Annotated in this window: 11 protein-coding genes; 7 read left to right on the top strand and 4 right to left on the bottom strand. The window is 55.0% G+C overall.

The window, feature by feature from the left end; translation table 11 throughout:
- Nucleotides 1-128: 128 nt before the first annotated feature.
- Nucleotides 129-3,428: a DUF1549 and DUF1553 domain-containing protein gene (locus HOV93_RS09145; RefSeq protein ID WP_207396181.1), complete on the bottom strand. Its 3,300-nt coding sequence runs from the start codon at nucleotides 3,426-3,428 to the stop codon at nucleotides 129-131.
- 39 nt (nucleotides 3,429-3,467) lie between these two features.
- A complete protein-coding gene (locus HOV93_RS09140; protein ID WP_207396180.1) occupies nucleotides 3,468-4,874 on the bottom strand; it encodes a WD40 domain-containing protein in 1,407 nt (468 codons plus the stop codon).
- 253 nt (nucleotides 4,875-5,127) lie between these two features.
- Here HOV93_RS09140 and queC point away from each other — a divergent pair, with 253 nt between their 5' ends.
- The 5 genes from queC to HOV93_RS09115 all read left to right on the top strand — a co-directional run bounded on the left by queC (nucleotide 5,128) and on the right by HOV93_RS09115 (nucleotide 15,967).
- Nucleotides 5,128-5,787: a 7-cyano-7-deazaguanine synthase QueC gene (gene queC, locus HOV93_RS09135; RefSeq protein ID WP_207396179.1), complete on the top strand. Its 660-nt coding sequence runs from the start codon at nucleotides 5,128-5,130 to the stop codon at nucleotides 5,785-5,787.
- Between the two features lie 396 nt (nucleotides 5,788-6,183).
- A complete protein-coding gene (locus HOV93_RS09130) occupies nucleotides 6,184-6,948 on the top strand; it encodes a 4'-phosphopantetheinyl transferase family protein (RefSeq protein ID WP_207396178.1) in 765 nt (254 codons plus the stop codon).
- Nucleotides 6,949-6,997: 49 nt separating this feature from the next.
- Nucleotides 6,998-7,273: an acyl carrier protein gene (locus HOV93_RS09125; RefSeq protein ID WP_207396177.1), complete on the top strand. Its 276-nt coding sequence runs from the start codon at nucleotides 6,998-7,000 to the stop codon at nucleotides 7,271-7,273.
- A 55-nt stretch (nucleotides 7,274-7,328) separates the two neighbouring features.
- Nucleotides 7,329-15,029 carry a type I polyketide synthase gene (locus tag HOV93_RS09120; protein ID WP_207396176.1) on the top strand — a complete coding sequence of 2,567 codons (7,701 nt, stop codon included), beginning with the start codon at nucleotides 7,329-7,331 and terminating at the stop codon, nucleotides 15,027-15,029.
- Nucleotides 15,030-15,073: 44 nt separating this feature from the next.
- Nucleotides 15,074-15,967 (top strand): hypothetical protein, encoded by an 894-nt coding sequence (locus tag HOV93_RS09115; protein ID WP_207396175.1) that lies wholly within the window; start codon nucleotides 15,074-15,076, stop codon nucleotides 15,965-15,967.
- Between the two features lie 14 nt (nucleotides 15,968-15,981).
- Here the strand turns inward: HOV93_RS09115 and HOV93_RS09110 are convergent, their stop codons facing one another.
- Nucleotides 15,982-16,278 (bottom strand): hypothetical protein, encoded by a 297-nt coding sequence (locus HOV93_RS09110; protein ID WP_207396174.1) that lies wholly within the window; start codon nucleotides 16,276-16,278, stop codon nucleotides 15,982-15,984.
- Between the two features lie 2 nt (nucleotides 16,279-16,280).
- Nucleotides 16,281-17,171 carry a metallophosphoesterase gene (locus tag HOV93_RS09105; RefSeq protein WP_207396173.1) on the bottom strand — a complete coding sequence of 297 codons (891 nt, stop codon included), beginning with the start codon at nucleotides 17,169-17,171 and terminating at the stop codon, nucleotides 16,281-16,283.
- A gap of 277 nt (nucleotides 17,172-17,448) precedes the next feature.
- Here HOV93_RS09105 and HOV93_RS09100 point away from each other — a divergent pair, with 277 nt between their 5' ends.
- Entirely contained in the window at nucleotides 17,449-18,324 is an 876-nt protein-coding gene (locus tag HOV93_RS09100) for a hypothetical protein (RefSeq protein WP_207396172.1), read from the top strand.
- A gap of 241 nt (nucleotides 18,325-18,565) precedes the next feature.
- Nucleotides 18,566-18,787 carry a hypothetical protein gene (locus HOV93_RS09095; protein WP_207396171.1) on the top strand — a complete coding sequence of 74 codons (222 nt, stop codon included), beginning with the start codon at nucleotides 18,566-18,568 and terminating at the stop codon, nucleotides 18,785-18,787.
- Nucleotides 18,788-19,139: the final 352 nt, after the last annotated feature.

Below are 19,139 nucleotides of genomic sequence, written 5' to 3'. Positions count from 1 at the left end.
AGTACCGCAGGAAACCGAAAAAGGTTTTCGGTAATTAACCGCGCCGATTTTGGCAGACTGCCAGCACCGAAGATAGTGGAGCAGCTGGGCCCCCTTCCTCTGAGCGGGAAGAGGGTGGGCCTCGCCCGTTAACGATTGAACAGAAACGCTGGGCTATTGATCAAAGCCCAAGCCAGATCTTGCAGCCCAGAAAGTCGTCGATTTTCGTCGAGCGACTTGGCCTGAATTAGCTTGGTTTCGAGGTCCTTGAGTAAAGCATCGTCAGAGAGATACATGGAGACCAGCTTCTGAGTTTCTTCCTCGCTCCGCTGGTCGACCGGCTTGGCAAGAATCTGGCGGATGTCGGCCGGCAGGTTGTTTTCTAGTCGTACAGGCCGCTCGCTGGCTGTGGCCGATAGGCGAAAACGCCCTAAGAGATGGGTGCTGTCCTGGTACTGCTGGTTCATCGTCACGACCAATTGAGAACCTTCTGGGATCGTTACCTCTGCGTCGACTTCAAACAACGCCGTATGCTTTTCACCGGAACGTGGACTGACCGCCCAGCCGCTTCCCAAGTTGCCGTCGACTGCCCCACGAACGTCCCACCCGGTCTGCGAAAAAGTTGCTTCGGCGCGATGGAACGCGACTACAGGACCTTCGCTCCCATCGGCAAGCCGCAGTTGAGCTTTTAGTTCATTTAAGACGAAATTACCATTCTGAGATCGTCCCGGTCCCTTAGACGGCAGGGAATCGTCTGGTAGCGTTTCTAGACGCAATCCGGTCAGTGGGCCGGCAGCGATCTGGTAGACCACTTCGTACTCATCCTTGGCGAGTGGACCGGTTGCCAAGATCGACAGGTCTGCCTGCTTCTCGAAGTTTACGCCGGCCTTAGAGGTGCTTTCGATCACCGTCAGGGGTGTCCATTGGGCAATGCGTCCGAGCGAGGCTTCCCACTGAGGCATTTTGGCCATCAATTGCTGGCGATGTTGGTCCAAGGCCTTCTGGGCAACTTTCAGGTCTGGCGTAGGCTCGTTCATCAACTGCACGCCTAGCTGGACTTCTTTGTCGCTGGCATATCGACCGAGAAACCGCAAGAATATCTCATCGATTAATGCGCGATCATCGGTGACTTCTGTCGAAAGCGTTGCCAACGCGTTATTCTTGTCGGCGATAGCGTTGCTGATTACCGGGCCGTTGACCAGTTTCATCACTGGCCCTAGCATCACGCCGGTGGCTCGTTCGCATTCGCACGAACTCTCGCGAGCCGGCTTGCCGAAGTCATCTAGAAAAGGAATGTTGGCGTCGGTGCCCGGTAATTGAGCCGCTCGAAATCCACTGGGAAGTTGCGGTAAGTTGTAGTTGCTGCCGGTCGCTTGATGGATTGAATCGAATAGTACTTCCGCCGGCAAGCGACGCGGCATGGCGTGCGAGAAGTTAATCGTATCGTCCTCGTTCCACTTGTTGGTGGCAATCGCTTGCTGATAGGTTCGAGACTTGCAGATTTCGCGGACGATATGTCGCGTGTCGAAGCCGCTATCGATGAAACTGCGGGTCAACGCGTCGAGCAGCATGGGGTTGGTGGGTGGGTTACCGGCTCGAATGTCGTCGATTGGCTCGATGATTCCACGTCCCAGCAAGTAGCCCCACATGCGATTGACGTAGCTAGAAGCGAAGTATTGATTCGAAGGGTCGGTTAGCCACTCTGCCAATTCTTCGCGACGTGTTCCGTCATCTTCGACAAGTTCGCCCTGGTAAGGGAATTCCGGCGGAGTCACCTTGCCGGTCAATTGATGCTTCACTTCGCCGCTTCCGGTATCGTAGATCACCTCGACCAGAGGTGTTGCGCCTTCGACGGCAGAACCGCCAATCCGCTGACCGGCGAAACGCTTGTCTTCTTTACGCCCGATCTGTGCGAAAAACGCAGAAAGATTGTAATACTGGTTTTGCGTCCAACGCTCGAACGGGTGATCGTGGCACTTGTTGCAATTGAAACGCACTGCCAGGAACAACTGGGTGGTATTCTCCATTGTGTCTTCAGGAGTCCGAAGGATCTTATAGTACGCGCTGGCCGGGTGATCGATCGTCGAACCCGAAGCGGTCAAGATCTCATACACCATCTGGTTGTAAGGCTTGTTAGATGCGACCGAGTCTTTGATCCAGTTTCTCAGAGCATGCACGCCAGGATCGCCGAGGAACTTCTGGTTGACTTGAAGCAGGTCGCACCATTTGTTGGTCCAATATTCGACGTACGGCCCACTGCCGATAAGTTGATCGATTAGGTCATTTCGTTTGTCCTGCGAAGAGCGTTTGTCTTCCAGGAATGCCCGCACTTGATCGGCCGTGGGTGGTAGCCCTGTGAGGTCGAGATAAATTCGGCGAACAAACTGGTCGTCGGTGCACAAGCCAGAAGATTGCACATTCACACGTTGCAGCTTTTCATCGACCAGTTTATCGATGTAATTGTGCTGCGGTTGGTCGACCCATTCAAAGCCTGAGCGATCGCCCATCACGGTTACCGTGGTGGCATCGTACGCACCATCGTAGCGAGCCAGCACCGGTGCTTCACCGCGGCGTAGAAGTTTCAACACGCCATGTTGGTCGGCCGCAGCGATTTCGATATCTCCACTTTCAATAAATGCGTCCGCCGTAACATCCATCACCTGGCCGTTGGTCAGCGTGGCATAGATAGCAAATTGCTGCGACATGCCTGGCAGCGGCACGGTGGGGTTACTGGGGTAAATGGCAATCTTCTCGACCTTGGGAGAGTCAAGATTCAGCTTGACTCCTCCGGCAATCCAGTTCTTGAGGATCTCGTATCGTCGGTCGCCAGGCTTGGTCAATTGGCCACCTACATGAGGAACGACGCCTGAGGTCTTTAGCAGCATTAGGCTTTGGTCGGGAACGGCACGGTTGAAACGGCGGCCGGCGATGTCATCGACTAACGCTCGATGGTCGTAGGTGGGGTCGTAGCCACGTAGCGACAGTTTGAAGCCGTTCTTGCCATCTTTTGCGCCGTGACAAGTTCCCTGATTGCAACCCATCTTGCTCATCGCTGGCGTGACGTCGCGGATGAAATCGGCCTCGTAAGTCGCATGCGACCCTTGCACCTTAACAGGCACCGTCAGTTCTTGCCCTGCGACCAGAAAGACCATTTCTCCGACAGCGTCTTGGTTCGGCGTGACAAGACCACGAGACGTGATACTTACGGCGTCCCACTGGTCCGTTCGCTTGGCACTGCGCGTCAGGTCGATCTGCTCGCCCGATTCGAGTTCCGCAGTAATCAGGATCTGCGCGTAGGCAAATGGCCCTTCGAGCGAGACCTGCTCTGGGAAAACGGTAATTCGTTGGATGGTCTTGCCTGAGGGGATCTTGTTGTTCGCATCTTCCGCCAGACTCGCGGCCGAAATGCTGAACAAAATGAGAAAGGCAAGGAAAGGTTTAAGATTCATCGAACGAAATCCTATCGAAATAAATCGCGAAAGCGACGATTAGTTCGTGGCAGCTAGAGGGGTGATGGGAACCGCCGGGAATTGCTTCAACTTCTTACCTGTTTCCAGATCGTGCATAAGCACTTCTCCATCAAATCCAACCGAAGCAATTCGTTTGTTATCGGGAGAGATGCTGATCGAATAAACGGCATGCAACAGGCCTTCCAGTTCTAGCACCTTCTTGCCGTCGGCAACGGTAAACACGTGAACGTGCCCCGTCCCGTCAAGACTGCTGCAAGCGACCGCTTTGGTTGCGTCGGAAGTGAATGCCACGTCGTAGATCCGACCGGGCATTTCGGGGAAATCTTTGATCTTATTGAAGTCATCACCGATCTTGCGGGCTTTTTCTCGGAATAGCCGATAGATTTTGGGAACCCCGTCCGCTCCGCCGATGAGAACCTGGTCTTCACCAGGATGACGGACTACCGCGTTGATCCCCCCCTTCAAAGCACCAGGTGTGATACTGGTGACATTGTCGACAAAACGTTGCGTCTTAACTTCGTAGAGTTTCACGGCCATGTCGCGACTGACCGAAACGAGATGGCTTCCATCTTTCGAGAAGACCGTGTCCAAAGCCCAGTCTTCATGGGCGCCGTTAAAGAAGACTTGTTGGCCGCTACTTGCGTCGAAACCTCGGACGGAATTGTCTCCGCATCCGATCGCAATTAAATTACCGTCCGGTGACCAACTCACGCCGTAGACGTTGTCATACGAAACGGGGACCGAGTAATCCAGCTTATGATCGGCCACGTTCCACACTTGCAGTTCGCCCAAGCGACCGGGCGAGCCGCCGGCTACGGCCAGTCGTGTTCCATCTGGCGAAAATGCAAGCGACTCGATTCGTTCCGACATGCCAACCAACCGACCGGCGATACCACTACCGTCGGCCTTCTGCAGCAGCACTTCGTGATAGCCGGAAACCGCTAGAAGCTGGCCATCCGGCGAGAAGGCCACCCCGGTCAGGACCGGCGGGCGAACGTAGCTGGGCGGATGTTGGGCATCGTACTTCTCTTTAGCCGAGTCAGGCGTGTCGTCCTGGGCTCCTTGAATGATCCAGTCGAGGATGATTTTTTGGTCTGCTTCGGCAAGGGGCGGCTTTCCTTTGGGCATCTCGGCTTTGCCATCGACGGGCTTAATCAATTCAATCAGGTAACTCGCCGCTGGGTCGCCGGGGACGATAGCCTCCGAGCCTGATTCCCCACCGGTTAATAGCGACGCGTGATCGGTCATCAAGTAGTCCCCTCCCCGTTTCGCCGGTTGGTGACATCCTTGGCAGTTGCCTTGCAGGATGGGGCGCACGTCGCGGTAGTAACTAACCTGTTTGGCAGCACTAGGAGGAGCTTCTTCCGCCATGACAATCGTTGGAGATGCGATCAGAATGGCCAGCCAAATACGAAAAGCAGGCATGTGGCACCTGGAAGGTTGCTAGGTGAGGGGCTATTGGGAAAGGAAGGGTCGGCGACAAAGGACTTGTCGGGAAGGGAAAAGGCCAAAACACACAATTTAGTGACCTTATTGCTAAGTGTAACGAAACGTTTGCCCGATTTGCAAGTTTATTTGCTTAGCGGTAACGCCTGGTCATCGCTTTGCACCAACGGACCAGGGCGCTAGACTGAAGCACAGTATTTTGTGTCGTGACGTAGGCTCGAGGAAGTTGAAAATGGCGAAAGTTGTGGCAGTCGTTTCCGGTGGAATGGATTCGGCAACGCTCCTTTATCACATGTTGGACGCTGGGCATCAGTGCTGGGCCATTTCAGTCGACTACGGTCAGCGACACGTCAAAGAACTCGTCTATGCCCGGCAATTGTGTGATGGGGTGAACGTCCCACACCAGGTCGCGGATCTATCGGCTATCAACCCGATATTCGGAAACAATAGCCTTTCAGGGCGGCAGATAGACGTGCCAGAAGGACATTATGCAGAGGAAAGTATGAAGCAGACGGTCGTTCCGAATCGGAACATGATTCTGCTTTCGGTCGCAATTGCCTGGGCGGCAAGCAATCAGTGTGCGGCTGTGGCCTACGGGGCCCATAGCGGTGACCATGCCATCTACCCCGATTGTCGCCCTGAATTCGCAGACGCTATGGATACCGCCGCTCGTCTTTGTGACTGGAATCCGATCGAGTTATGGCGTCCTTTTGTCCAAATGGACAAGGGAGAGATCGCAAAACGCGGCGTGAAGCTAGGTGTTCCGTATGAAAAAACGTGGACCTGTTACAAAGGCCTCGAGAAGCACTGTGGTAAATGTGGTGCATGCGTCGAGCGAAAAGAGGCCTTCGCACTAAATGATCTGATCGATCCAACCGATTACTCTGATTAGAGATCCATTCAGATTCGGAAGTTCTTAAAAATCTCGTCAACGGTTGCTTGCTAGCGGCGATAATTCTTGCGATCCCTCGAATCGACAACCCCCCTCTGCGGGGCCGCTTGTGCCAAAATGGGGGATTGGCGCAAGACTTGCGTTTGACGAGTATTTAAACCAGTTTGCCTATTTGTCCCTGCCGGTGAAAGTTTCCAGCGGTACATTTTAGGTGAATTCCCACCACGAAAATGATCGCCATGTCGTTTCATTGGATCGATGCTGCGAAGGTTTTGGGGTTCTGATGATTAGTCCCTCTTGGCTGGAATCAATGGCCAAGTGACCCCAAATTGGTCGAAATCGTCCTATAGCGAACATTAGACCGGTCATTGCATCCCCCTTACGGGCCCACCACGAATGATTCAACTTTCCACAAAGCCGTTTCCACTGCCGCGTCCGATGCGACAACTGGAGATCGCTCAATCGGAACTGCACCTGTGGCGGGTTTCGCTTGAGGAAGGCCTGTCGGGCGTCGATCAATTGCACAAGCAGCTTTCCGAAGCCGAGCAGGTGCGTGCTTCCAAGTTCTTTCGTGAAAATCAGGCCCAACAGTACGTAGTATTTCACGCAGCCCTGCGTGATATCCTGGCCAGATACTTGGATGTCGAGCCGGCCCAAATTGCCTACGAGACAAGCGAATTTGGCAAACCGAATGTAATTCGCGGTCAGGCCGGTCAGCTACGTTTTAACCTCACGCACTCCGGCGAACTGGCCGTGGTGGCAGTTTCGCTAGGCAAGGACGTGGGAGTCGATATCGAGCGCATTCGTAAAGTCCGTAGTTTCGCTAGCATGCTCGAACGATGTCTTTCGGATGCCGAGCGTAAGGACATATGTGCCCATCAGGAAGCGGATCGCTTTCACCAGTTTCTCCGGTTTTGGACTCATAAAGAGGCCTATTTGAAGACGATCGGTGTTGGTCTTCGGGCACCTCTGGATCGCGTAACTCTCGATCTTCAGGCTCCTGAGTCACGCAAGGTCGTGAATCATTTCAACGTCTTCCCGCAATCGCCGGTCGTTCGCTTAATGGAACTTGCCCCCTGTGAAGGGTTTGTAGGAGCTGTCGGTTCGACTCATGGAGACTCTCCCGAGATCAAAACGTTCGGTTGGGTGAGTGGTCGATAGAACGGATAAGGGGTAAACTGATGTGTTACCCTAAGCCACGAGGTGCTCAATGACAGCCGAGCCATCCGGAACTTCTGGCGACGCGCCTAAGTCCGCGGAAGAAATCCAAGACTGGATTATCGATTATCTTGCCAAAGAGTTGGACGCCAATCCCAACTCCATTGACCCTAGCGCTACCTTCGATTCGTTTGCCCTCGATTCAGCTACGGCTATCGGGATGACCGGCGATATGGAAAACTGGCTCGGAAAACGGATTGATCCGACGATCGTTTACGATTACCCCACGATCGAAGAGTTCTCTAGCTATCTGGCGGGCGAGAAGTAATCCCCATCTCGCGTAGTGTGCCTGCTTTCATTCACCTGCGACGGAAGCCTTTTCGATGCAGCCAAAACATGAACCGATTGCCGTTATCGGAATCGGTTGTCGTTTGCCCGGGGCCGATAACCCGGAAGCTTTCTGGAATTTGCTGATTAATGGGCGGGACGCCATTGGCGAAGTTCCACCAGACCGCTGGGACGTCGACCGTCTCTACGATCCCGAGCCTGCAACGCCTGGCAAGATGTATACCCGTCGAGGTGGCTTTTTAAGCAATGTGGCCGACTTTGATCCAACCCTCTTTGGGATCAGTGGGCGCGAAGCGGAAAAGATGGACCCGCAGCAGCGATTGCTGCTGGAAGTGACCTGGGAAGCTTTCGAGAATGCGGGCATCCCCGTAAAAACGCTTGGTAACAGTGCGACCGGCATATATGTCGGCATCAGTAACAGTGACTACGCGCGGTTGATGTTCCGCGGGCTCGATTCGCTCAATGCGTATAGTGCCACCGGGACCAGCTTGTCGATCGCCGCGAATCGGCTGAGCTATCTCTTTAACTTCCGCGGGCCAAGCATTGCAGTCGATACGGCCTGTTCGTCTTCGCTTGTTTCGGCCCACCTGGCCTGCCAAGGTCTTCAGTCAGGCGAGACCGATTTAGCGGTTGCCGCTGGGGTGAACATGATCCTGACTCCGGAGGGAACAATCACCTTCTGTCAGGCTCGTATGATGGCCCCTGATGGACGCTGCAAAACCTTCGATGCCAGCGCCGATGGCTACGTCCGCGGCGAAGGCTGTGGTGCCGTCATCTTGAAACGATTGCGTGATGCCGAACGCGACGGCGATCGTATTTTAGCCGTCATCCACGGTACGGCCGTCAATCAAGATGGGCTCACCAATGGTCTGACTGCTCCTAACGGACCGTCGCAGCAGGAAGTGCTTACGGCGGCGCTTGAAAATGCTCAGCTCGCGCCGCAAGCGATTGAACTGATTGAGGCCCACGGGACCGGTACTTCCCTAGGAGACCCGATCGAAGTCCGTAGCTTAAAGAACGTCCTTGGTACGGGGCGAGACGCCCAGCATCCGCTTCGACTGGGGAGTGTCAAAACCAACATTGGCCATCTGGAATCGGCCGCCGGGATCGCAGGCCTTTTGAAGCTAGTGCTTTCGCTTAGCAAAGGTCAAATTCCGCCCCATTTGAACTTCGAAACGCTTAATCCGTACATCGATCTGAGCGGTGCCGAAGTCGAGATCGTCACCGAAGCCAAGTCTTGGAATAGCGATGCCGGCAATCGCCTGGCCGGTGTTAGCGCGTTTGGGTTTGGTGGAACGAATTGTCACGTCATCGTTGGCGATTACATTTCGAAAGAAACCGAAACTAAGACGCTTTCCAAGCAAGATCGCCCGCAGCATATCATCCCACTTTCGACGCAGAGTTTCGACGGCTTGCCTCTGTTGGCGGAGCGTTACTTGGAAGAGTTGCAAGACGAATCCATTTCACTGGCAGATTTTGCTCATAGCGTCGCCGTAGGTCGCTCGACGCTCGATGCCCGAGCTTTCGTCAATGCTGCGGACAAGCAAGAGGCGATCGCTTCGCTGCACAAACTGGTCGAGAAGGGATCGAAAGATCCTGCCAATGGCCAACCGCTGCGTCGCCGCAATAAGGTGGTATTCCTGTTCACCGGCCAAGGGTCGCAGTATCCAGGGATGGGACAAGACCTCTACGAGACTCACCCTGTTTACCGCGAGGCAATCGACCAGTGCGCCGCCGAATTGAAAAAACACGGTGTGCCGCTATTGGACGTGCTATTTGCCGAAACTGGCAGCGACACGATCCATCAAACGGCCATGTCACAGCCGACCTTGTTTGCCACCGAGTATGCCCTGTACCAATTGTGGAAGTCTTGGGGCGTCACGCCAAGTATGGCCATCGGGCATAGTGTCGGTGAATATGTTGCAGCGTGCGTCGCGGGTGTCTTCACGCTGGAAGATGCGTTGAAGCTGATCGCTCTGCGCGGCAAGCTGATGCAAAGCTTGCCTGCCGGTGGAGCCATGTTGGCCGTTTCGGCCGGAGCAGATCGTATCGAAACGCTTCTCAACGGACACGCCGGTCAAGTTGGCATCGCTGCGGTGAATAGTCCGCAGCAGACGGTCCTTAGTGGTGCTACGGAAGCAATCGATCAGGTCGCTGAGTTGTGCCAGTCGGAAGGGATTCGTGCGATTCGCCTGACGGTCTCGCATGCGTTTCATTCGAAGTTGATGGAGCCTATTCTCGACGAATTTGAACAAGCTGTTTCTGCGATCGAGATGAAGCCGGCCGCATTTCCCATCGCTGCGAACTTGACCGGCGAGTTAAGCAAAGATGCGTTCACCAAGCCACAGTATTGGCGCCAACATCTGCGCGAAGCCGTCCGCTTTGCCGATGGCATCCAGGCAATCGCGGCGAAAGGGGGCAACGTCTTCGTTGAGATCGGACCGCAGCCAGTTCTTTCCGGGCTGGGGCGTGTGAGCCTACCGGGCAAAGAAAACGCTTGGTTGCCGAGCCTGCGGAATGGTCGAAACGCTTGGCAGATGATGCTCAACTCACTGGGCGAACTGTACGAAATCGGCATTGCGATCGACTGGAAAGCGTTTGACGCGCCATACGCTCGAAAGCGGATTGAATTGCCGACATATCCCTTTATGCGTAGTCGATTCTGGGCACCGGATTCGATGCCGGTTGCTAGTGAGCAAGGCGTCGGTTCGGGTACCGGGCTCATGCCTGCCCGCACGTCGCATCCGTTACTGGGCGTGACGATTCCTACGGCAACGGACGAGGTGCTTTTTCAAACGAACCTGGCCCCTGGTTTTCCGGCATATCTGAACGATCATCAGTTGTTCGGTACCCCTGTCTTTCCTGCGACAGGTTACATCGAATTGGCCATCGGTGCCGTCAATGCACACTTCGAGGAGGGGCTGTACACCGTCGAGCAGTTGCAAGTTCAGCAGCCGCTCGTCTTCGAAGAACAACGCTCAAAGACGATTCAGGTCGTCTTGGCGCCCGAAGAGTTCGGCTACGCTTCCTTCCGGATTCTCAGCGCCGAGACTTCCGAAAGCGACGATACGATTTGGAAACTACATGCAGCCGGAAAGATTGTCCCTGCTGCAGCCCGTCCTGAGAAGGCCGACCTGCAGGAAGCTTTCTTTCGCATGGAGAAGCAGGTCGAAGTCGGCGATTTTTACGCTGCAGCAAAACAAAGCGGCTTGCAGTATGGCCACGCTTTCCAAGGGATCAAGCAGCTAGGAACCGGCGAGGACGAAGCCTTGGCCGAAGTCGCTTTACCCACCGAACTTCAGGGCGACGCGCGGAATTATCACCTTCATCCGGCGTTGCTTGATGCCTGCTTCCAGACGGTGGGTAGTTTGCTGGCCGACGAGCTGACACCGGGTACAACCTTCATTCCGATTGGTGTCGGCAGCGTGACTTGCTTCGAGGGGCACTCGCCGCAGCGAGTCGCTTGTTGGTCGAAGATTGTCGGCCGCAAGCCTGGGCGCATGCCGCAAGTCGAGGCCGATTTTTTATTGGCCAATGAAGAAGGCGAAGTTCTAGCCGAGGTGCGCGGCTTGAAACTGGCCCGGCTCGCCAAGATCGATCTGCAGAAGCGTTTGGTCGCCGATGTCGATCGCTGGTACCACGAAGTGAAGTGGCTTGAGACACCACGAATTGGCAATCCATTGACGGTGGATGAAAAAGAAGAGTCGGTTTGGCTCATCTTCGGCGATGGCCGCCCGATGACAGAGTATCTCGTCGAGCAGTTAGAGCAACGCAAGCAACAAGTGATGCAAGTCTTCCCTGGCACGGAACTAGAGTTTGGCGAAGTCGATGCCACGCTCGATCCAGTCGAGCCAACGGAATTCGTGGAGCTACTCGACTCGCTCGAGCTTTCTGAGACGCGGAAGCTTCGCGGAGTGATCTATCTTTGGGCACAGCAAGACCTCTCCGGCAAAGCCAACGAGTCGATGGTCGATCATGCGCTGGGTTGCCAAGGGCTATTGCATGTCGCTCAGGCGTTGGGACAGCTGGAAGATCAATCCCCCCGACTCTATGTGGTCACCCTGGGCGGTCAACGGATCTACTCAGGCGACAAGATCGGCCACCCATTGGAAGCCGCGACATGGGGACTGGCCGGCGTGATTGCCAACGAACTACCTAAACTCAACTGCACCCGCGTGGATGTCGATGCTGCCGATCGCGATACGGCCGGCCGACTGTTTGGCGAAGTTTGGGTACCTGACTCGGAAACAGAAATCGCGCTGCGTGGCGAAAAGCGTTTCTCGTCGCGGCTGATGCCCATGCGTTTGGCTGCTGACGGCGAGTTGACTATTCCTGAACAGCCGTATCAGTTGGGGCTGAAGAAGTTCGGCATGCTGACCAATCTGGAATTGGTTCCCAAGCTTCGCACCGAGCCGGCAGAGTCTGAAGTCGAGATCGCAGTCAAAGCATCGGGGCTCAACTTCCGCGATGTGCTGCGGGCCCTAGGCATGCTGCAGGAATATGAAAAAGAAATCGGTATCCTTACCGAAGCGGATGTGACCTTCGGTTTCGAGTGTAGCGGCGTTGTTACGGCGGTTGGCAAAAAGGTGAAGAGCCTGAGCGTCGGCGACGAGGTCATCGCGCTTTCCACGGCTAGTATGACGAGCCACTTGCTGGTCGATCAAAACTACGTTGCGAAGAAGCCGAGCAACCAGACATTTGACGAAGCAGCGACCATTCCGCTGGCGTTCTTGACCGCGCACTATGGACTGGTGCGGCTTGCCAAACTACGCAAAGGAGAGCGTGTACTGATTCATGCCGCTGCCGGTGGCGTGGGACAAGCTGCCGTCGCGATCGCCCAGGCCGTTGGTGCCGAGATCTACGCGACTGCCAGTAAGGGGAAGTGGGACTTCCTGCATTCGCTGGGGATCAAGCATGTATACGATTCTCGGACAACACTCTTCAGCGATCAGATTCTGAAAGATACCGGCGGCGAAGGAGTCGACGTCGTTCTCAACAGTTTGAATCAGGAATTCATTACCAAAAGCGTCGAGTGTCTAGCCAAGGGAGGGCGTTTCGTCGAGATCGGCAAGATCGGTATCTGGACGCTTGAGCAGTTTGCTAAGTCCCGACCCGACGCCGCTTACTTCCCCTTTGATCTGGGGGATGAAGAACGCAAGTCGCCAGGCCTCATCGCGGCGATGTTGAAAGAGCTGCTACCGCAGTTTGAATCGCATCAGCTGACTCCCCTGCCCTTGCAGGCCTACCGCATGGAGGACGCGGTCGACGCGTTTCGCTTTATGCAGCAGGCCAAACATTTGGGTAAGGTCATTTTGCAAATGACGCCACCCACCAGCGAGAGGCCGTTGATTCGAGGCGACGCGACCTACCTAATCACCGGCGGCACCGGTGCGATCGGGTTGGAGGTCGCCCAGTGGTTGGTCCAGCAAGGCGCCAAGAACGTCGTTCTCACCAGTCGCAGTGGTAAAGCAAACGAAGCCACGTCCGAGCGGATCGCGGACTGGGAAAGCGAAGGCGCTAAGGTGACCGTCGCGACTATGGATGCCGCAAAGGCCGATCAGGTCGCCGCGGTGCTGGGCTTCATTCAGACAGAACTTTCACCACTGGCAGGCGTGTTTCATGCCGCCGGTGTGTTGGACGATGCGACGATTGGGCAACAGTCGTGGGATCGCTTCGCCAAGGTATTGCCGGCCAAAGTAGATGGCTCTTGGTATTTGCACCAACAGACACGCGAACTTCCGCTCGACTACTTTGTTTGCTTCTCATCGATCGCCGCGTTGATCGGTTCGCCGGGGCAAGCCAACTACGCCGCTGCCAACGCGTTCATGGATGCTTTGTGTGCCGGTCGCCGTGCTGAAGGCCTAACCGGTTTGAGCATCAACTGGGGACCATGGAGTGGCGGAGGCATGGCCAAGTCGGCCGACGCCAGACGGCTCGCCGGGATTGGCTTGGGCATGATCGCTCCGCAGCAAGGACTGCTCGCCCTGGAAGAGCTTCTGCCTACGCGTTACGCCGACGTAGGCGTGTTTCCGGTCGACTGGTCGAAGTTCCTTAAACAGTTCGGTCGAAACAAGCATCCGCGACTTCTAGACGAACTCGCGAAGCTGCATCGCCAGGAACGCGTCGTCGGTGCATCGTCAGGTGGGGCGCTTCGGGATCGTCTAGGCTCTGCGGACGAGGACAAACGAGCCTCCATGATTGGCGATTACGTTGCCGATCAGGCCGCTAAAACGCTGGGTATCAGTGCTTCGCAACTAGATCACGCGAAGCCGTTGGCGGAAATGGGGCTCGATTCGCTAATGGGAATCGAGCTAAAGAACTCGATCGAAGCGGAGCTAGAGGTCGACATTCCGGTCGAAGAGTTCTCGCAGGATACCACCATAACTAGTCTCGCGACGGCCGTTGCAAACCTAGTGGGTGTGGAAGGGGACTTCACGTCGAGCGGTAGTGAGGCTTCGGCACCCGCAGCCAAAGAGAAGCCGGCCCGTGCTCTGGAAGACATTCCTGCGTCCGACTTCCAGACGGATCAATTCCCTGAAGTGATTGAGCTTCAGGAGCGGCTCGCGCGATTTGCCCGGATGGGAATGGAGAGTCCTTACTTCGATGTCCACGAAGGGACGACGCGTGACACGGCCATCATCGAAGGTCGCGAGTTCATCTGCTTTAGCAGTTACAACTATGTCGGTAGCAGTGGCGATCCGGAAGTAACCGCTGCCGCCCAGGCCGCCGTCGAAAAATTTGGCACCAGCGTTTCGGCCAGTCGCGTTGTCTCTGGCGAAAAGACCATCCATGGCGAGTTAGAACGCAAGATCGCCCAGTTCGTGGGTACCGAGTCTTCCGTTTGTTTTGTGGGTGGGCATTCGACCAACGAGACAACGATCGGCCACCTGATGAACCCTGGCGACCTAATCCTGCACGACGAGCTAGCCCACAATAGCTTGGTGCAAGGGTGTATTCTCTCTGGAGCCCAGCGTCGAGCGTTTCCGCACAACGATACGGCGGCGTGCGAACGAATGCTGTCGGAAATGCGCGGCAAGTATCGTCGAGCCGTGATTGTCGTCGAAGGCGTCTACAGTATGGACGGCGACTACTGCGACTTGCCTAAGCTGGTCGAGATCAAGGAAAAGTACAAAGCGATGCTCTTCGTCGACGAGGCACACTCGATCGGCACCATGGGCAAGACGGGCCGAGGGATCTGCGAACATTACGGCATCCCCGGTTCGCGAATCGATTTTCTGATGGCGACTCTTAGTAAGTCATTCGGTAGCTGCGGTGGCTACATTGCCGGCAAAAAGACGATGATCGAATACCTGAAGTACACCGCACCCGGCTTTGTGTTCAGCGTGGGAATGCCTCCGTCGAACGCCGCCGCCGCATTGGCATCGATCGAACGGATAGAAAAGCACCCGGAAGTCGTTGCCAAGTGCATGAGCAATTCACGATTGTTCCTCAAGCTGGCTAAGGAAAAAGGGCTTGATACGGGGCTGAGCGACAACACGCCGGTGGTTCCCGTGATCGCCGGAAATTCTCTGCTGGCTCTGCGGCTTTCGCGAGCCCTGTACGCTCGGGGGTACAACGTTCAGCCGATTATGTACCCAGCCGTGGAAGAGAAAGCAGCTCGGCTGCGGTTCTTTATTACCAGTTGTCACAGCGAAGAACAAATCCGCCAAACGGTTGACGCGACCGCCGAAGAATTGGAAAAATTGAAGGCCGAATCCAGCGACGCGGCGAAATAGTTGCCCCGCGCGACTCGCTTGCCACACAAGAGGGGAACGATCACGTGTCGGAAACTGTCTGTACTCAAGCATTAGCGCTGCTCGCCAAGCGAGTCTTCACCCTCGAAGAGATTCAAAAGCAGTTGGAAGCCGGCAAGTTGCCTTGCTCGCTTGTAGAGGCTGACGATCAAGGCGGTAGTCGCAAGCTTCAGGGGAAATTGCCTCACGGCGGACCGGACATCATTATCGAGACGGTCGAATCTCCTTGGCCTGCTAAGATCGAGCCTGAGCAAGACTTGGGCCCCTTTAGTTACAGTGGAGCACTGGAGCGTGCTTGTAAGTTTAATGTGAATTGGGCTCAAGCCACCGAAGAGGCCGCCCAGCATCAAGCCATTGTCCTTGTGCGGATGCTGCAAGAGACCAATGAGCCTTCGTCGGCAGCGGATGTGCTTGCTCGCTTGATGGCCTTGGCCAAGGTGAGCTTGTCCATTGGTTCGCTTCCAGACGTGGCTGGCTATTTCTGCCCAGGCGGAGAGATCTTCTTGCCGATCGAAGTGCTCGACGAAATCCTCCAGGCCAGCAAAGTCGCCGGATTTCCTCCGCTCGATCTATTTGCCAACCTGCGGCTATCTTGGCTGGACGATCGCTGGATTATCTTTGAAACGATCGGGAACGCGCAGCTTGGTTTGCCTGACTTCGAGGTTTATGCGGACAGCAAGCAGCACGACTTGAATGAGGTCGCCGCTTGGCTGAGACGTTGGAGTTGGCAGCATTTTCAAAAGGAAAACGCGCTTAAAGACAGGAACGTTACCGTTGGACCGAAAGAAGCTCGGTTCGACGTGGTCTATGCCGATGATGCCCTCTTGGCACCCAAGCGTGCGGTAGTTCGTCTAATCGCCCAGGACGAAGCCAAGATGCCGGATGGTTTGCCGGCTCGATTACGAATCGATCGAACGTAATCAATTCAGGTTAATTAGTGGTTCTTACGCCGCGATTGCTTTTCCCAGTAGCGCAAGACTTCTCTGCCAATGCTCAGAATGGTGAGCAGCAGCATTGGCGCGGCCAGGGTAACAAATAGAAAGCTGAAACGATTGGAAAGGACCCCTTGCTGGGAATCGTTCAGCATGTAGTGCCCCATCACGAAGAGTACGCTTAGCAGGAAGGTTGCCAGCATGATTGAACCGATGCCAAAGCGTGGTCGCCACGGCCGCTTGGGTTGGGGCTGGTGGACTTCTGGGATGTCGTCGTCAAAAAGGGGATCGTTGCCCATTTTTAGGACATAGCTGCCAAGATAGGATCGTGAAGAGAATGGATTCGGTTCAGAAGGTCTTCCTGAGTCAGGTCATCGGACATGGGGATCATAAGGTACTTGCCCAGTCGGCTGCAACAGTCGAGCACAATCTGGCGTGAATTCGGAGATGCAAATCCATACTGACAAGGTTCATGTCCGGTGATGAAAAGCTCGACTCCGAGCTGCTCTGCCAAGCGGTCGACATTCTCTTGACGGAAATCACGTCCCCAGACCAAGCGATGCAGCGAACCGCCGCAAGCGCGATCGTGTGAGGTCAGTTCCCGATCGAAGATACTGGCGTCAAACGGTTCGTCGTCGCACTGCTTGGGCAGGCTATGCGAGACCATAATCTGATCCCCAATTCGGATCGCGATGGGGAGGCTCGACAAAAATTCCAACTGGGCGGCACGCACAACCGGGACGGCATCGCCGTACATCTGCCCCATTCCGCAGCGGAACATCAGGTTGAGCATCTTGCCCGCTTTCATGATCGGAAAGTCAGTCAGTTCGGCCAGCTCGTGGTTAGAAATCAAGAAGTGAACCTGATCCGGGAAGCGAATAACCAACTTAGCGATGTCTTCCAGCATCAAGTGAGACATGCACCCGCCGGCTTTGGGGTAGGTCGGGCCTCCGTGGCACACTTCCTGAAATACCAAGTGCCGATGTGGATTGCTCTCTAAAGCGGCAAGGTTGAGGATTTGCCGAAAGTTGGTGCGATTGCCGTGCAGGTCAGCTGTCACCATCACATCATCGGTATTCGATGCATCCAGGTGAACGACATTGCCTCGCCGTAGCGAAGACTCTCGCAAGATTCGCCCAGCTTTCTGGTAGGACTCAACCGTATTTTGGGCCACGCTGGCGGCAACACTCATAGGCTTCGATGCAAGCGATAGATAGGAACGCGATAACACTAGCGATGCTTTATTGTTGTCAGTCGGGACCTGCGAGGCAAACCTTATTCGGCAGGTAGTCGGTTGTACGGGTAATCCCTAAGTTACGGGCAAGTCGAACGCTTGGTTAGGAATTTTCTCTTACTATTTCCTAAGTTCGTTGCCAGGTTGTAGGGGAATTGGGACCTATACTTCGAGTAAACTTTTCGCCTTTTCTCATTCGTTCTGAAATCCGATGAACTCTGATCGTCGAAATTCGATGCGATTTTCCGTCGTTCCTTCACGGGTAAAAGCCCAGTTGAGGGTTGGTAAAGATACCTACAAGGCGGAATTGTTGGATGAATCGATGGCAGGTTTTGCCGTGGCCATCGAGATTCCGCGACGCAGACTGGGTGAGCAAGGCTTTGTTTGCGAGTCGGATTGCCCCTTATTCGGAGAAATCGCCCGCTTGAACCTGATGGGACACAGTGCCTATGAAGTCCAAATCATCAGTATTGTCCCTCGCGAGGACGAATCTGCCTCGGCGACTAAATCACGCATTTGCTTGCGTTTGGGGACACGGGTTGTCCGCGAGATTTACGGAGAAGACCGAAACTCGGTTGGACGTAATCTTCGCTTGATGGCCGCCATGGTTCTGGCTGTGCTCTTTTCGATGTATTGCACCGCTCAATCGTTTTCCGGCCAATTGGCAGCGATGGTGCCGACGGTCGAACTGGCCTGGGACGATATGCTCCAGCAGTGGCAGACACTTCGCTCGGGCGAACGCAATTGGCGGAAGGAGATCGCCCATGCCACCAGTCACGGCTACGTCGCGCCCAACACGGATGAGATGACCAAGCTTATCGACTTCTCAAGGTCATTGCCGACCCTGCATCGGGTGGAAAAAGTAATGCTCTTCCAACGGGACAGTAAGTTCCTGCAGCAGCTCAATCTAACGGCGGATCAGATGTTATCCGTTCGAAAAATCTCTATGGAGGCCGAGGCAGCCATGGAGCAGTTATGGCTGCAACTGAAACACGAGAAGCAAGTGTTTGAAGAGCAGCTGGCGATACTTCTGGTGGAATTAGAAACCCGCATTCTAGCTAACTTGAGTCCTAGCCAAGCTAAGATGTGGATGCATGCCCAGTTCGGCTAGGCATCGCTAGCACACGAGCATTTCTGCCTGCCATCGCTCGAAATCTCTGGCCACTGATAGGGATTGACACGAATTGTTCAATTTTCCCGGATCTTAGGCCGATCAATCCTACTGGACTTGCCTTGTAGAGACACTTGGCGAGTGCCAAGTTTCAGCACGAGGCCCCTGCACCTTGCCGCTGAAATAAATGACCCCCAAAACGACCCAACGCCGTGCCCGCAAACGCGCGAGGAAATTCTCTATGAATCGCTTGTTCTTCATTCTGGCAGCCGTTTGCCTTCTGGCGGGCAGTGGCTGTTGCCATCGTATCGGGGCAAGTCCCTGTAACAATCCGTCGAGCGTGAGCGCTCCGCCACCGGCCGTCCAAGGCGGATCCGGTTCGGCTCAAGTGACTTACCCGTACTATACAACTCGCGGGCCGCGAGACTTTCTGGATCCGGCTCCGTTTGATATCGGATATTAATTGCTAATTGCAATTGCGTACACGAAGACGCGAGTGCCGCTCATCAGATTTCTGGGGGCGGCACTTTTTTTATACGAATATGGCTCGAATACGCTATAAAACCAGTAGTCTGCGTATTCCCTCAGATTCCCCTGAATTGTGACGAAGGGACACCACAACGAGGTGTAGAAAAAAGATTCGTGCAAAACGTCCGTTAAATATGGGGTCGCATCCCTCCGCTAATCCTTGACAACCGTCACCGCTGCCCCTATGTTGCCGTGCTGGTATCATCGATACTAGGTATCGCTTTAGTCAACCAGCATCTGCGCTTACGTCAAATCTATGGCGCGCAAGTTTGCGAAAGCTCCTCAGG

The sequence above is a fragment of the Bremerella alba genome, from assembly GCF_013618625.1.
GTDB lineage: Bacteria > Planctomycetota > Planctomycetia > Pirellulales > Pirellulaceae > Bremerella > Bremerella alba.
This window is presented reverse-complemented; position numbering and strand designations above follow the sequence as displayed.